General features: G+C 36.0%; 14 protein-coding genes. 9 read left to right on the top strand and 5 right to left on the bottom strand.

Annotated elements, in window-relative coordinates:
- Positions 1–145: 145 nt before the first annotated feature.
- The 9 genes from QF044_RS12190 to QF044_RS12150 all read left to right on the top strand — a co-directional run bounded on the left by QF044_RS12190 (position 146) and on the right by QF044_RS12150 (position 9,532).
- Positions 146–1,870, top strand: a complete 1,725-nt coding sequence (locus QF044_RS12190) for a DEAD/DEAH box helicase (protein ID WP_307267539.1) — start codon at positions 146–148, stop codon at positions 1,868–1,870.
- Positions 1,871–2,020: 150 nt separating this feature from the next.
- The gene (locus QF044_RS12185) at positions 2,021–2,659 is read left to right on the top strand and encodes a DUF47 domain-containing protein (protein ID WP_034705775.1); all 639 of its coding nucleotides are present in this window, start codon (positions 2,021–2,023) and stop codon (positions 2,657–2,659) included.
- 19 nt (positions 2,660–2,678) lie between these two features.
- The gene (locus tag QF044_RS12180) at positions 2,679–3,821 is read left to right on the top strand and encodes an inorganic phosphate transporter (RefSeq protein ID WP_307267535.1); all 1,143 of its coding nucleotides are present in this window, start codon (positions 2,679–2,681) and stop codon (positions 3,819–3,821) included.
- 102 nt (positions 3,822–3,923) lie between these two features.
- Positions 3,924–4,895 carry a polyprenyl synthetase family protein gene (locus QF044_RS12175; protein WP_307267532.1) on the top strand — a complete coding sequence of 324 codons (972 nt, stop codon included), beginning with the start codon at positions 3,924–3,926 and terminating at the stop codon, positions 4,893–4,895.
- A 56-nt stretch (positions 4,896–4,951) separates the two neighbouring features.
- Entirely contained in the window at positions 4,952–5,911 is a 960-nt protein-coding gene (locus tag QF044_RS12170) for a GSCFA domain-containing protein (protein ID WP_307267530.1), read from the top strand.
- Positions 5,904–6,431, top strand: coding sequence for a DUF4269 domain-containing protein (locus tag QF044_RS12165; RefSeq protein ID WP_307267529.1), 528 nt, complete (start codon positions 5,904–5,906; stop codon positions 6,429–6,431). Before QF044_RS12170 ends, QF044_RS12165 begins: the two co-directional genes overlap by 8 nt.
- 4 nt (positions 6,432–6,435) lie before the next feature.
- Complete coding sequence (locus QF044_RS12160) at positions 6,436–7,200, top strand: TatD family hydrolase (protein ID WP_307267526.1); 765 nt, start codon at positions 6,436–6,438, stop codon at positions 7,198–7,200.
- Between the two features lie 201 nt (positions 7,201–7,401).
- Positions 7,402–8,364: a hypothetical protein gene (locus QF044_RS12155; RefSeq protein WP_307267524.1), complete on the top strand. Its 963-nt coding sequence runs from the start codon at positions 7,402–7,404 to the stop codon at positions 8,362–8,364.
- A gap of 34 nt (positions 8,365–8,398) precedes the next feature.
- Positions 8,399–9,532, top strand: coding sequence for a hypothetical protein (locus tag QF044_RS12150; RefSeq protein WP_307267521.1), 1,134 nt, complete (start codon positions 8,399–8,401; stop codon positions 9,530–9,532).
- Positions 9,533–9,573: 41 nt separating this feature from the next.
- Here the strand turns inward: QF044_RS12150 and QF044_RS12145 are convergent, their stop codons facing one another.
- The 5 genes from QF044_RS12145 to QF044_RS12125 form a co-directional block, all read right to left on the bottom strand.
- The gene (locus QF044_RS12145) at positions 9,574–10,869 is read right to left on the bottom strand and encodes a DEAD/DEAH box helicase (RefSeq protein WP_307267519.1); all 1,296 of its coding nucleotides are present in this window, start codon (positions 10,867–10,869) and stop codon (positions 9,574–9,576) included.
- A gap of 88 nt (positions 10,870–10,957) precedes the next feature.
- Complete coding sequence (locus tag QF044_RS12140) at positions 10,958–11,446, bottom strand: DUF6438 domain-containing protein (protein WP_307267517.1); 489 nt, start codon at positions 11,444–11,446, stop codon at positions 10,958–10,960.
- A gap of 62 nt (positions 11,447–11,508) precedes the next feature.
- Positions 11,509–12,300: a hypothetical protein gene (locus QF044_RS12135; RefSeq protein WP_307267515.1), complete on the bottom strand. Its 792-nt coding sequence runs from the start codon at positions 12,298–12,300 to the stop codon at positions 11,509–11,511.
- Positions 12,301–12,303: 3 nt separating this feature from the next.
- Positions 12,304–13,287, bottom strand: coding sequence for a GTPase ObgE (obgE, locus tag QF044_RS12130; RefSeq protein ID WP_307267512.1), 984 nt, complete (start codon positions 13,285–13,287; stop codon positions 12,304–12,306).
- A gap of 65 nt (positions 13,288–13,352) precedes the next feature.
- Positions 13,353–13,931: an adenylate kinase gene (locus QF044_RS12125; RefSeq protein ID WP_307267510.1), complete on the bottom strand. Its 579-nt coding sequence runs from the start codon at positions 13,929–13,931 to the stop codon at positions 13,353–13,355.
- Positions 13,932–14,036: the final 105 nt, after the last annotated feature.

Below are 14,036 nucleotides of genomic sequence, written 5' to 3'. Positions count from 1 at the left end.
AACAGAAGGTATGTTTTTTTGGCTTTAATTTTTTAAAATGTAAAAAAATATTAAAGGATTCTGAATTAAAGTTTACATATTTCAAACTTTATTCAAAAACAAGTCAAATATTTGTTGTATCTTTGCAAAAATTTTAAAATATTTAATGAATTTATTTACGGAGACCAATTTAAGTCCTGACATCCTTAAGGCTATTGGCGAACTGGGTTACGAAAGCCCGACAGAAATCCAAAAACAGACTATCCCTTTCATTCTTTCAGATATTCGCGATTTGATCGCACTTGCGCAGACAGGGACAGGCAAAACAGCAGCGTTTTCGCTTCCGATTTTGGATATGATTGACGAAACGAGTCGCAAAATCCAATTTTTGGTGCTTTGTCCGACACGGGAATTATGTCTTCAGATTTCTAAAGACATAAAAAATTACTCCAAGTACATGAAAGACATCAAAACCACAGCGGTTTACGGTGGAAGCAGTATTATGGATCAGATTCGTTCTTTAAAGGACAAGCCGCAGATTATTGTGGGTACTCCTGGAAGAGTAATTGACCTTATCAACAGAAAAGCACTTGACTTTTCGGCTATTCATTGGTTAGTTTTAGATGAAGCTGATGAAATGCTTTCTATGGGTTTCAAAGATGAGTTGGAAACAATTTTAAGAGAAACACCGGATACAAAGCAGACTTTCTTATTCTCGGCAACGATGAATAAAGAAGTGGAGAGAATTTCTAAAAATTATCTTACCAATCCACACCGTATTTCTGTAGGTTCTATTAACGAGGTTAAAAAGAACATTAAGCATGAATACTATGTGGTAGGATACCGCCAGAAAAAAGAAGCTCTTAAGCGATTGATTGACGCCAACCCGAACCAGTATTCTATTCTTTTCTGTAGAACAAGAATGGAGACTCAGGAGGTTGCTGATTTCTTAATGCAGAATGGCTATGCAGCTGATGCACTTCACGGGGATCTTTCCCAGGCGCAAAGAGATACGGTAATGAAGAAATTCAGACTGAAAAACATTGATATCCTTGTAGCGACTGACGTTGCCGCAAGAGGTTTGGATGTAAACTCTTTAACGCACGTTATCCATTATTCATTACCTGATGATCCGGAAGTATTCGTTCACAGAAGTGGAAGAACTGGTAGAGCAGGAAAAGATGGTATTTCAATGGCTTTAATCAAGCCTGAAGAAAGCAGAAAGCTAAAACAGATTAAATCTACAACGAAAATTGATATCGTTGAGAAATTTATACCAACAGGAGAAGAAATTATCAAAGCTCAGGTTGGAGGTGTTTTTGAAAAACTATTTACGGAACATTCGGAAGATATTTTTGAATTTAATGACAGCCTGATTCCGGATCTGAGTGCATTTACAAAAGAAGAATTGGTGCACAAGCTATTACAGTTCCAGTTAAAAGACCTTGCCCTTTATTACAAAGATAAGCATGATCTTACTGAGCAGAAACTGAGCAGCAGAGATGATGATTTTTCAAGAAGAGACAGAGGACGCGACAGAGACAGAGATAGAGGAAGAGATCGTGACCGTGGAGACCGTGACGTAAGAGGCAGCAGAGATGGTGGAAGAGAACGTGGCGGAAAACCTAGAAGAAAGAATGAAAACATGGTAAGATTCTTCTTCAACTTAGGGAAAAAAGATCAGTTGAAAAAACTTGATGTTTTAGATATTATCAATAAAGCTACTTCACCAGCAGGGGGAAGCAAAAAAAGAGCAGAAATTGGAGATATTGAAATTTTAGAGAAATTCTCTTTCTTTGAAATTGAAAAATCATTCAAAGGAGAGCTTTTGAATAATATTTCATCAATGAAATTCAAAGGAAAAGATATGAGAGCTGAAGAAGCAAATTAATACTCATTCTAGACTATATAAACCGGCTTTGAGCCGGTTTTTTTATTTGATTATCAGGCGTTAATCGAATGTTAACAAAACTTAATGTTATATAGTTTCAGGGCAACTCCTTTTTTAGGAAATTTGCACTCAAATTATAAATACATAAAAATGGGAATTGGTAATATTTTCCACGCTTTTCAACCGAAGGATAAAATTTTCTTTGTACTTTTTGAAAAAGTAACTGAAAACTTAGTTGCAATGTCTGAAGACTTTAACAACGGTATCAAGGATTTCGATCTTAACGATGATACAATGTTAAAAAGAATGAGTGACTATGAGCACAAAAATGATGAACTGACGCATGAGATCTTCATTGAATTAGGAAAAAACTTCATTACACCGTTCGACCGTGAAGATATCCACACACTGGCTACTGGCCTGGACGATATCGCAGATTATATCTACGCTTCCACAAAATACATTTTCTTATACAAATCGCCTGAAATGAAGGCTTATTCTGATTTCTCACTTCTGATCCACAAAGCATGTCTTGAGATCCAAAATGCGATGAAAAATCTTAAAGGCTTCAAGAATATGGATCAGGTGAAAGAAGCTTGTATTAAAGTAAACTCTATTGAAAACATTGCAGATGACCTGCTTTCCAATTCAATGGTAGATCTTTTTGAAACCAATGATGCTATTAATATCATCAAAGTTTCATCTGTACTTAATTATCTTGAAATAGTAACTGACAAAGCAGAAGATGTTGCCAACACGATTGAGAACATCATGATTAAATACGCTTAAACAATTATAACTAACAAAAATGGAATTTCCGATTTTACTTACGGTTATTATTGCTTTGGCTTTAATTTTCGATTATATTAATGGTTTTCATGATGCGGCCAACTCTATTGCGACGATTGTTTCTACAAAAGTTTTAACACCTTTCCAGGCCGTACTTTGGGCTGCTCTCTGGAATTTTGCTGCGTTCTTTTTAGCCGCCTATGTGATAGGTGAATTCAGGATAGGAAATACTATTGCTAAAACAGTTAATGAAAATTTTATTACCCTTGAGGTTATATTTTCAGGACTTCTGGCAGCAATTGCCTGGAACCTTTTAACTTGGTGGTTTGGTATTCCGTCTTCATCTTCTCATACCCTGATTGGAGGGTTTTTAGGAGCTGCTCTGATGCATGCTTTTATGCTGGATTACCATGATGTAGTGGCAGCACAGCCGGATTTGGGATTATTTGACACATTAAAACAGGCTTTTCTTCAACTCACGACTCAAAGTGTAGTGAAATTTGATAAAGTAATTCCTATTTTCCTGTTCATTTTTATGGCCCCGATCATAGGAATGGTTATATCTATCATTATTACATTAATAATTGTTCACATCTATAAAAGATCAAACCCGTACAAAGCAGACAAATCTTTTAAAAGATTACAGCTTGTATCTTCAGCACTTTTCAGTGTAGGACACGGTCTGAATGATGCTCAGAAAGTAATGGGGATTATTGGTGCGGCCCTGATCTATTATCATGTGGAAATGCTGCATGATCCTGTGTACCTAAATATACCTTCAGCAGGCCGTTTTGACTACTTCGCACAGCATTATCTTTGGGTTCCTCTAGTATCATTCCTTGCAATTGGTTTAGGAACTATGAGTGGTGGTTGGAAGATCATCAAAACCATGGGGACAAAGATTACAAAAGTAACTCCGTTAGAAGGAGTAAGTGCTGAAACAGCAGGAGCGATCACGCTTTTCATTACAGACCAGCTTAGTATTCCTGTATCTACAACCCATACGATTACAGGTTCTATCATTGGGGTAGGATTAACGAAAAGAATTTCCGCCGTGAGATGGGGAATTACTGTAAGTCTTCTTTGGGCTTGGGTATTAACGATTCCTATTTCAGCAATTGTTGCGGCTATTACTTATCTGGCAGTAACATTTCTAACTTAAGATAAAACTTAAAATTATAATATAAACTTTGTCCTTCCGGGCAAAGTTTTTTGTTTTATAAAGCCTCGAAAAATTGTATTTTTGTTCAAATTATAAGATTTTATGGAATTTTTAGACAGATACCAGCAGATCGTTGCTGACGCCATCAATAAGTATACTTTTAAAGACAAACCGGCAGAACTCTATGACCCGATGAATTATATCATTTCTCATGGTGGGAAACGTCTTCGTCCTATTATGGTGCTGATGGCCTGTGACCTGTTTGGCGGAGATCTTAAGCAGGCTATAAAACCTGCTCTGGCGATCGAATTTTTCCACAATTTTACCCTTATCCATGATGATATTATGGATGAAGCACCTTTGAGAAGAAATAAGCCTACTATCCATACCCTTCACGGGATCAATGTTGGTATCCTTTCCGGAGACGGACTGATGCTGAAAGCGTATAAGTTTTTTGAAGACCTGGAGCCTGAAATTTTCAAGGCTTGTATCAGGATATTTACCCATACCGGACTGCTTCTGTGTGAAGGACAACAGTACGATATCAATTTTGAAACTCAGGAAGATGTGACCTATGATGACTATATCAGAATGATTACTTATAAAACGGGTGTTCTGAGCGCATCTTCATTTGAAATAGGAGCGTTGATTGCAAGAGCCAATTTTAAAGATGCCAAAGCTATTTTCAATTTCGGAAAACATATCGGTATTGCTTTCCAGATCATGGATGATTACCTGGATGTATTCGGAGATCAGGCACAATTCGGGAAAAAGCATGCCGGAGATATTTATGAAAACAAAAAAACCATTCTTTATCTTTTAGCGAGAGAACATGCTACGGACGAAGAAAGAAGAGAACTGGACCACTGGTACGGTAAAAAGACCGATAATATTGATAAAGTATACGGTGTTGAAAAGATCTTCAGAAGAACAAAAGTTGATGAGAAAGCATTACGTCTGATCCAAAAACACAATGAGATCGGACAGAGCTATCTTGAAAAGATCAATATCCCGGAAGATAAGAAAAAACCTTTCGCTGAACTGGCAAATTATCTGTTAAGAAGAGAAAGCTAAATAAGGTTACAGATTTTGGCCTGCTGCCTATTATCTGCTACCTGTTACTTTAAAAAATGAAATTCAGAACTGAAGTAGACATTCCAATATCGGAAAAAAAGATCAATATTGAAGATAAAATATTTTCAATAGGATCTTGTTTTGCTTCGGAAATGACCGATCTGCTGGGTCTGGGACAGCTGCAGACGGTGAATAATCCTTTCGGAACTATTTTTAATCCTTTTTCGATCAGCAATGCCGTTAAAAGACTTCATGATTCTGAGTTTTACACAGAAGATGAACTGATCACTTTTAATGAGGAATTTATCTCGCTGGATCATCACAGCAGCTTTGACAGGAGGTTTATCCATCAAGCTCTGAATAAGATCAATGCCGGAATAGAAGAAGGAAACAGGTTCCTGCAGGAGACTAACTGGGTGATTATTACCTATGGAACTTCTTTTATTTATGAATTTATTCCAAAGAAAAAACTGGCTGCGAACTGCCATAAAATCCCGCAGAAGTTTTTTGAAAAAAGACTGCTCTCCCACCAGGAGCTTACAGACTCTATTTACAATACGGTTTTGAACCTGAAAGATATCTGTCGTGATGATGTACAGATCCTGTTTACTGTTTCTCCGGTACGTCATACGAAGGATGGAATGATAGAAAATCAACTGAGCAAATCCAAACTGATCACAGCCGTGCATGAAGCTCTTTTACAGCTGGAAAACTGTTATTATCTGCCTGTTTATGAAATCCTGATGGATGATCTCCGTGATTACCGTTTTTATAAAGAAGATATGATACATCCGACTTCACAGGCTGTCAGTTATATTTTTGATAAGTTCGGGGAGGCCTATTTTTCAGATGAGACAAAAAGTTTCATCAAAGAAAATTTCAAGATCAATAAAGCACTGGAACATAGAACGGAAGACGAAAAAGATCCAAAGTATATTGAGTTTAGACAAAAATTAAACGAAAGAATTGAACTTCAAAGGGAAAAAGTGAGGCATAAAATATTCTTAAATGATTGATTTCACAAAACTTGATTATTTGAAATCCGGCAATGAAAGGCAGAAAAGAGCATATGAAGTTCTTCAGAAATACCAGGTCTTTGAAAAACTAAAGTCCTATTCTCCGGTTTTGGCAGGAACTATTCCTCTTGAAATTGATATTGAAGGCAGCGATCTGGATATTATCTGTGAAGTGGATCTGGAATTTAGAGAAGATTTTCTGGATGATATTAGCTTTAGCCGTTTGATACCTTCAGATGTTGACGTAAAAGTTGAGAATGTCATCATTAACGAAGAAAAAAGTATCGTTCTAAATTTTATGCTGGAAGAATTCCCCATAGAGATTTTCGGACAGAATAGGTCACCAGTTCAACAGAATGCTTACCGACATATGATGGCAGAGTACAGAATATTACAGGAAAAAGGAGAAGATTTTAAACATAGAATAATAGAACTGAAAAGACAGGGAATCAAAACAGAACCGGCTTTCGGATTGCTGATGGAACTGAAAAATCCTTATGAAGACCTATTAAAATTTTAAGAAAATGATTGATACACATACCCATTTATACGCAGAAGAGTTTGATGAAGACCGAAAAGAGGCGATACAAAGAGCAGTTGATAAAGGAATTACAAAATTTTATCTTCCTGCCATAGATTCAGAATCCCACGGCAAAATGCTTCAGCTGGAGGCAGAATATCCCGGACAAATTATTTCTATGATGGGACTTCATCCATGCTACGTAAAACCTGAATCCTGGGAAAAAGAACTTGAAATCGTGAAAAATTATCTCGATGAAAGAGATTTCCCTGCGATAGGAGAGATCGGGATTGATCTTTACTGGGATAAAACGACATTAGATATTCAGGTAAAAGCTTTTGAACAGCAGATCGACTGGGCTATCGAAAAAGATCTTCCTATTGTTATTCATACAAGAGAAAGCTTTGATGAAACATTTGAAGTTCTGGAAAGAAAAAAACACCCCAAACTTCGCGGTATTTTCCATTGTTTTTCCGGAGATCTGGAACAGGCTAAACATGCGATTGATCTCAATTTTTTATTGGGAATTGGAGGTGTGGTAACGTTTAAAAATGGGAAAATAGACCAGTTTCTGCACGAAATTCCGTTGGATAAGATTGTTCTGGAAACGGATTCTCCTTACCTGGCTCCGGTTCCTCACAGAGGTAAAAGAAATGAAAGCTCATATCTGGACCTGGTAGCGGGGAAACTAGTGAATATCTTTGGAAAAGACTTTTCTGAAATTGACAGGATTACTACGGAAAATGCAATGAGGATTTTTGGAAAATAAGCCTTTCAGATGAATAAGATTTTAAATTATATCAAAAGCGGACGGGCAAACAGTTTAATACTCTTTGCTGTTTATTTTGTGATTAATTTCTTGTTCCTTACAAAATATGGAATCAGACAATCAGTTATTCCGATCAGTATCTTAATAATAGCATTTATCGCTTTACATGGTTTCATATTTTTTCTGAGAAAGAATCAAATATTGCAAAAGAAAATAAATATAATATTTGTATACTCTTTGATCGGTGTTCTGACAGTTGGTTATACTGCTTTGTGCCATATCTTAAAAGATCCGTACCAATTGAATATAGATCGTTGGCAGACATTGAATTTTTCGTCGGAGTACTGGATCCACGGAAAGTACATTTATGATACCCGTAATTTTATGGGAAACTTATCTTCATATTTTCCCGGTCAGTTACTGCTTGCTTTGCCTTTTTATCTTTTAGGTAATGTAGGTTACCTTCAGGTAGCAGCTTTTTTACTTTTTTCCTACACTGTTCTGCTTGAATTTAAAAGTAATTTGATAAGGTTCATGGCAATAGCAATGTTTGGGATATCCCTATCTTATATTTATGAAACTGTGTGCAAGAGTGATTTTATTTCATCTTTTATTTTTGTAGCTGCATTTATCCTATTCTGGCATAGTAAATTTAAAAATAATTACTTTCAAAGACCAATATTGTTAGGGATATGTCTGGGAATTTTATGCCTCACCCGAAGTGTTGCCGTAATCCCACTGATTATTTTTTTACTGAAACCCTTTTTAGCCACAAGTGCAGACCGTAAAATAAAAACGGTAATTACCTTTATAATAACAGTATGTATATTGCTTATAACTGTTCTTTTACCAGCCAAGAATTTAGAATACATTGTGCAATATAATCCGTTGAATCTTCAGGGACAAAGCAATAAGTTCGTCATGTTATTTTTTGCAGCTGCAGCTGTATTTATATCTTTTTATGTCAAAAAAATAAGCGATGTGTTTACTTTTTCAACCTTTATTGTTTTCCTTGTTATGTTAAGCTTTGTACTGGAAAAATATCTCCTTTTCGGATATGGTTTTCAGCATAATCTTTTTTCAACGACTTATTTGGCTGCTTGCCTGCCTTTCAGTATCATTGCCTATTGCTTCTCTGTTCGTAAAGAATCAGAGAAAGTATAATATATATTTTAAATTAGATAATATAGGAAGTGATATGATAAGAATATTTAAAGAAATGAAATTTTATGGCTTTGTAGGATTTCTTCTAATCATTTTACTGTATATAATTGCCCAGTTCTATATTAAATCCCATCTTCCGGAGCTAGGCTGGACGGTATCAGATTGGCTCATCAATTATGAGGACGGGGGATTTAAAAGAAGAGGTTTATCCGGAAGCTTTTTGTTTTTTATACAGGACTATCTGAAGATCCAGCTTAACACACAGGTTTTTATTATACAGTCATTTTTCTTTCTGCTTATTTTCTATTTTTTATTCCGTTTACTGAAATCTAAAAAACTCAATTGGGACATTTTAATATTATTATGTTCGCCACTTTGTCTTTTGTTTATTCCTGTTAATATTTTTAATTCAGGGAGAAAAGAAATTATTTTAATGGCTTTGGTCTTATTTTTTGTTTGCGGAAAACAGAGTGAATTAAAAAAGTACATCCTTTTCATCGGTTTCATTATTGGACTGTTTATCCATGAAATGTTTTATTTTTATTTGCCCTTTGTAATGAGCGCTTATATTTTAAAGACAAAAAACACGGATTTAAAATATTTGGGAAGTTTATTTGCCACCTCTACATTGGTTATTTTAATATTGTTCTTTTGTGGTGGGGAAATTAACCAGGGACATTCATTGGAGATTTTAAAAAACAGAGGGATAGAATTTACCAGACTGAATATTTTTAGCTATGATTTTGTCAAGGAAAGAAAGGAAATGATCAGTGCTTATCAGTCCTATATCTTATTTGGTCTGGAATTGCTGTTCATGATATTTTTATCCTTTCTCTTTGTAAAAAAGTTCCTGCCTTCTAAAACAAAAAAGTTTAAAATTTTCATTCTGGTTTCTTTGGTATGGGTTAGTCCGCTTTATTTTTTAGGAGCCGACTGGTTCCGTTGGAATCATATTTATGCATTGCTGCTGATCATTTTAATCATTACTGCTTTGCCGGATAATTATAAAAAGACACCTTGTATTGAGGGGAAATTTAATATTCCATTATTGATCATAACTATCCTTTTCTTCCTTGTTTTTTACCTCCACATACAGTATGACAGTTCAGGAAATTCAAAAGAATATATGCTGCATTATTTTGAAAAAGTTTTTGCTTTTAAGTTTTGATACAATATAAAAAAGCTTCTCAATACTGAGAAGCTTTTTCTTTATTTTTTCCTTGTGAAATTTTTATTCTTAGGCTTTTTGAATCCCGTAGGAGTACTGCCTGCAGGCTTACTGCCGTTACCCTGAGGTTTTGGAGATCTTGCAGGTCTCCTGTCGCCACCTCCCGAAGCAGGTTTATTGTTAGAATCCCTTTTCTGGGCAACCAGATTATCTGTATGGAAAGGGTGGTCCTTTATAATAGGAATTTTCTTTCCAATGAGCTTCTCCGTATTTCTTAAGTTTAAAAGATCAAGTCCGTCTACAAAAGAGATAGATGATCCTTCAGCTCCTGCTCTTCCTGTTCTTCCGATTCTGTGAACGTAGGTTTCCGAAACGTCAGAAAGCTCGAAATTGATCACATACTTCAATTCATCAATATCAATACCTCTTGCAGCGATGTCTGTAGCAACCAGAATCCTTGTTTTTCCGGACTTAAAATTATTTAATGCATTCTGTCTTGCATTTTGAGATTTATTTCCGTGAATGGCTTCTGCTGAAATATTATCTTTCTGTAGTTTTCTTGCAATCTTATCAGCACCGTGTTTCGTTCTGGAAAATACCAGTACAGAATCAGCGATATCATTCTCTAAAATATGAGAAAGAAGATCCAGTTTATTTTCTTTGTCTACAAAATAAACCGACTGCTTGATCGTTTCTGCTGTGGAAGAAACCGGAGTAACTTCTACCTTTACAGGATTATTTAATATAGAATCTGCCAGTTTCTGGATTTCAGAAGGCATGGTTGCTGAAAAGAACAGCGTCTGTCTTCTCGGTGGAAGAAGTTTAATCACTCTTTTTACATCATGCACAAAGCCCATGTCAAGCATTCTGTCTGCTTCGTCAAGAACAAAGATTTCAATGTTTTTTAGGCTGATAATACCCTGAGCGATAAAATCCAGAAGTCTTCCAGGAGTTGCTACCAGGATATCAATACCTCTTCTTAAGGCGTTCTCCTGATTTCCCTGCTTTACTCCTCCGAAAATAACGAGTTGTTTTAATGGAAGATATTTTCCGTATGCGTTGATATTTTCCTCGATCTGAATGGCAAGTTCTCTTGTCGGCGTTAAGATCAGGGCTTTTATATGATTATTTTTGGTCTTTGTTTTTGATAAATTCTGAAGGATAGGAATAGCAAACGCCGCTGTTTTTCCTGTTCCTGTCTGTGCGCATCCTAAAAAGTCGCTTCCTTTTAAGATTTCAGGGATAGATCTCTCCTGAATGGGCGTGGGATTTGTATAACCCTGTTCCTCAATTGCTTTTGCAATAGGTTCTATTAAGTTTAGGTCTGTAAAATTCAAATGAACTGTTTTTTTAAATTTAAAATAAAATCCCCTCAATGTGAAGGAATTATATGGTGCAAAGGTAGTCTAAATATTTTTAAGCAGATTATTTTACTTTTGTCCACTCCTGATTATGTCTCAGGTCTTCAATGAACAGGTAAACTTCCCTTAGTTTTTCACTTCCTCTCTTGCCATAATCCTCTACATTTTTAGAAGTTCCGTCTGTGAAATTAATTCTCAGATAAGACGTTGAAAGATCTGTGATATTCCTTGTACCGTACTTGTCTTTCAGGTTTTTAACATCAAGGCCGTTCAAAAGCATGATTAGTTTATTATAATCCGATTCTTTAATAGTGGCTTTAAAAGTTCCCTCACGAGGCTGCGAAAATTCACCTTTGGAAAAATTCTTTGAAAAATTGAAATGCTCAGCTTCCAGAACAGCAGTTCTGTCCGGATTGATGGTCATTGTGAAAATAGGGCAGGATCCAAAACATGCACCGGCCTGGTATTCAATTTTAGTATATTTTGAAGCAACTTTTTGTGTAGTGCATGAAAATAAGAATATAAATGCACAAAGACTTAGTATAAATTTCATAGTGGATGGTTTTCCTGTTTCTTTCAATAATTATTCCAATACAGATAGTTTAAGCATTGCAGCTATTCCAGAGAAGAGACGCAACAGCCTTTAGTAAATGATAATCTTAAAATAACAGGGTTGGAATCCATTGATTCATAATGCTTTGTTCTCTTTTCTGCAGAACTGTAATAAGAATAGCTTTTTATTTCGCCTTTATCAAATAGGATCTTATTTTTGAAGAACAGAGGCTCCATATCATAAAGAATATTGTTATTGAAACCATTATCACTGTTGGTAATATCCAGTTCAATAACCCCTAAATTTGTCCTTCCTTTATCATTGCGGACCAGATTGTACTTATAATGAGTCAGATCATTTTCCGCTTTCTTCTCGACCAGTTCTAAGATCTGATCGGTTTTTATTTTCTTTCTTTTCTTGATATCGGTAATTTCAGATTCCAAAGAAATGTCACCTTTAAAATAGTCAAAATTCCCAGGTTTGATATCCTTATTCTCATCCTTAATCAAAACGGGAAGAACAGGGTTGGTGTCTTTATTTAAATTATAAATGATCCCATTTCTGCTGTTATTAAAATACAGAACGGAAGGATCTGTTTCACTGGTATAATATTCTACAACTTCATTCACCTCATTACTTATACCCTTATCAGATACTGTATCGTAGATCAATTTATATGTTAACCTTTTATTGAATTCAAACCTGAAAAATGCCTTATCACTGAAAGGTGCCGGTTCATCCAATTTAGTTAGTTCCACGAACGAATCACCACTCTGAGCATATGCTGAGAAAGGTAGAAGAAATGAAACAAAAATAACAGCGGGTGCTGTTATTTTTTTTAATGAGTGTGTCATCTTTTATCCGTGAAGTTTTTTCCAGATTGCATCTTTCAGTTCTACCAGGCCTTCTCCAGTAACTCCGGAGAAAAATAATGGCTGTCTGTTTTCAGGGAACTCAGCAGAGATCTCTTTCTTTAGCTCATCATCCAAAAGGTCAGATTTTGAAACCGAAACGATAAAATCTTTATCCAATAGTTCAGGATTGTATTCCGTTAATTCATTTTCAAGAATTTTAAACTCCTGGAAATGATCTTCAGAATCGGCCGGAATTAAGAATAAAAGGATGGAATTTCTTTCAATATGTCTTAAGAATCTATGTCCTAAACCTTTTCCTTCCGCTGCACCTTCAATGATGCCGGGGATATCAGCCATTACAAATGATTTGTAATTTCTGTAATCTACGATACCCAAGTTAGGAGTCAAAGTCGTAAATGCATAATTGGCAATCTTAGGTTTTGCAGCAGATACGGAAGCTAGAAGGGTGGATTTTCCGGCATTTGGAAAACCAACCAAACCGACATCGGCCAAAATTTTAAGTTCAAAAACAACAAAGCCTTCCTCACCGTCCATTCCTGGCTGTGCATATCTAGGAGTCTGATTGGTAGAAGATTTGAAATGCTCATTTCCTTTTCCTCCCTTTCCTCCTTGCATCAGAGTGATTTCCTGCTTGTCTTCAAGAATTTCACCGATAATTTCTCCCTCTTCATTTTTAGCAATAGTTCCAATTGGAACATCGATATAAATATCAGCACCGTCAGCACCGGTCAGCTGGCTTTTTGCTCCGTTTTCACCACGCTCTGCTTTTATGTGACGGGTATATCGAAGGGGTAGTAAAGTCCATTCCTGGGCATTTCCTCTCATGATGACGTGCCCTCCTCGGCCTCCGTCACCTCCGTCAGGACCCCCTTTAGGAATATATTTTTCACGGCGAAGGTGGGCAGAACCTGCACCTCCGTGTCCGCTTTTACAATGGATCTTTACGTAATCTACAAAGTTAGACATATAGTTTGTGTTGCGAGTTGCGGATGACGGGATTCGAATTTTCCAATCCCGTCCCCGTATCCCGATTATTTTATTTTTTCTACTTCAGCGAAAAGGTTTTGAGAAATTTCATCAATTTCTCCCACACCGTTTACTTCAACATATTTTCCCTGCTGCTTGTACAATTCGGCTACTTCTGCTGTTTTAGTATAATATTCTTTAATTCTGTTTTCGATGATCTCTACATTGCTGTCATCAGATCTTCCGCTGGTTTCACCTCTTTTCAGAAGTCTTTCAATCAAAATTTTATCTTCTACGATTAATGATAGGCAGATGTCTATCTTATCATTCAGCTCTTCTTTTACGATTCTTTCCAAAGCTTCCGTCTGTGCGGTAGTTCTTGGGTAGCCGTCAAAGATAAATCCGTTGGTATCGGTAGGCTTTCTCAGTTCGTCGGTAAGCATATCTGTTGTTACCTGATCCGGAACCAATTCTCCTTTATCAATATAAGACTTAGCCAATTTTCCAAGCTCAGTGTCATTTTTCATATTGTATCTGAAAAGATCACCTGTTGAAATCTGTTTTAAATTGAATTTTTCGATCAGGTTTTGAGCTTGTGTTCCTTTTCCACTTCCTGGAGGGCCGAACAGAACAATGTTTATCATAATGTTGATTCGCTTTTGGCTTTCAGCAGTACACTTCTGGCCTCTAGCTTTTTTAGTTAATATTTACTTTATTTCGATTTAATATTTAAAGCTAAAGGCTAATAG

The sequence above is a fragment of the Chryseobacterium sp. W4I1 genome (assembly GCF_030816115.1).
Lineage (GTDB): Bacteria > Bacteroidota > Bacteroidia > Flavobacteriales > Weeksellaceae > Chryseobacterium.
This window is presented reverse-complemented; position numbering and strand designations above follow the sequence as displayed.

Bases quoted from the DNA above. Each gene is read 5' to 3' on its own strand.
- QF044_RS12190 (WP_307267539.1), top strand. From the start codon at position 146: ATGAATTTATTTACGGAGACCAATTTAAGTCCTGACATCCTTAAGGCT.
- QF044_RS12185 (WP_034705775.1), top strand. From the start codon at position 2,021: ATGGGAATTGGTAATATTTTCCACGCTTTTCAACCGAAGGATAAAATT.
- QF044_RS12180 (WP_307267535.1), top strand. From the start codon at position 2,679: ATGGAATTTCCGATTTTACTTACGGTTATTATTGCTTTGGCTTTAATT.
- QF044_RS12175 (WP_307267532.1), top strand. From the start codon at position 3,924: ATGGAATTTTTAGACAGATACCAGCAGATCGTTGCTGACGCCATCAAT.
- QF044_RS12170 (WP_307267530.1), top strand. From the start codon at position 4,952: ATGAAATTCAGAACTGAAGTAGACATTCCAATATCGGAAAAAAAGATC.
- QF044_RS12165 (WP_307267529.1), top strand. From the start codon at position 5,904: ATGATTGATTTCACAAAACTTGATTATTTGAAATCCGGCAATGAAAGG.
- QF044_RS12160 (WP_307267526.1), top strand. From the start codon at position 6,436: ATGATTGATACACATACCCATTTATACGCAGAAGAGTTTGATGAAGAC.
- QF044_RS12150 (WP_307267521.1), top strand. From the start codon at position 8,399: ATGATAAGAATATTTAAAGAAATGAAATTTTATGGCTTTGTAGGATTT.
- QF044_RS12140 (WP_307267517.1), bottom strand. From the start codon at position 11,446: ATGAAATTTATACTAAGTCTTTGTGCATTTATATTCTTATTTTCATGC.
- QF044_RS12135 (WP_307267515.1), bottom strand. From the start codon at position 12,300: ATGACACACTCATTAAAAAAAATAACAGCACCCGCTGTTATTTTTGTT.
- obgE (WP_307267512.1), bottom strand. From the start codon at position 13,287: ATGTCTAACTTTGTAGATTACGTAAAGATCCATTGTAAAAGCGGACAC.
- QF044_RS12125 (WP_307267510.1), bottom strand. From the start codon at position 13,931: ATGATAAACATTGTTCTGTTCGGCCCTCCAGGAAGTGGAAAAGGAACA.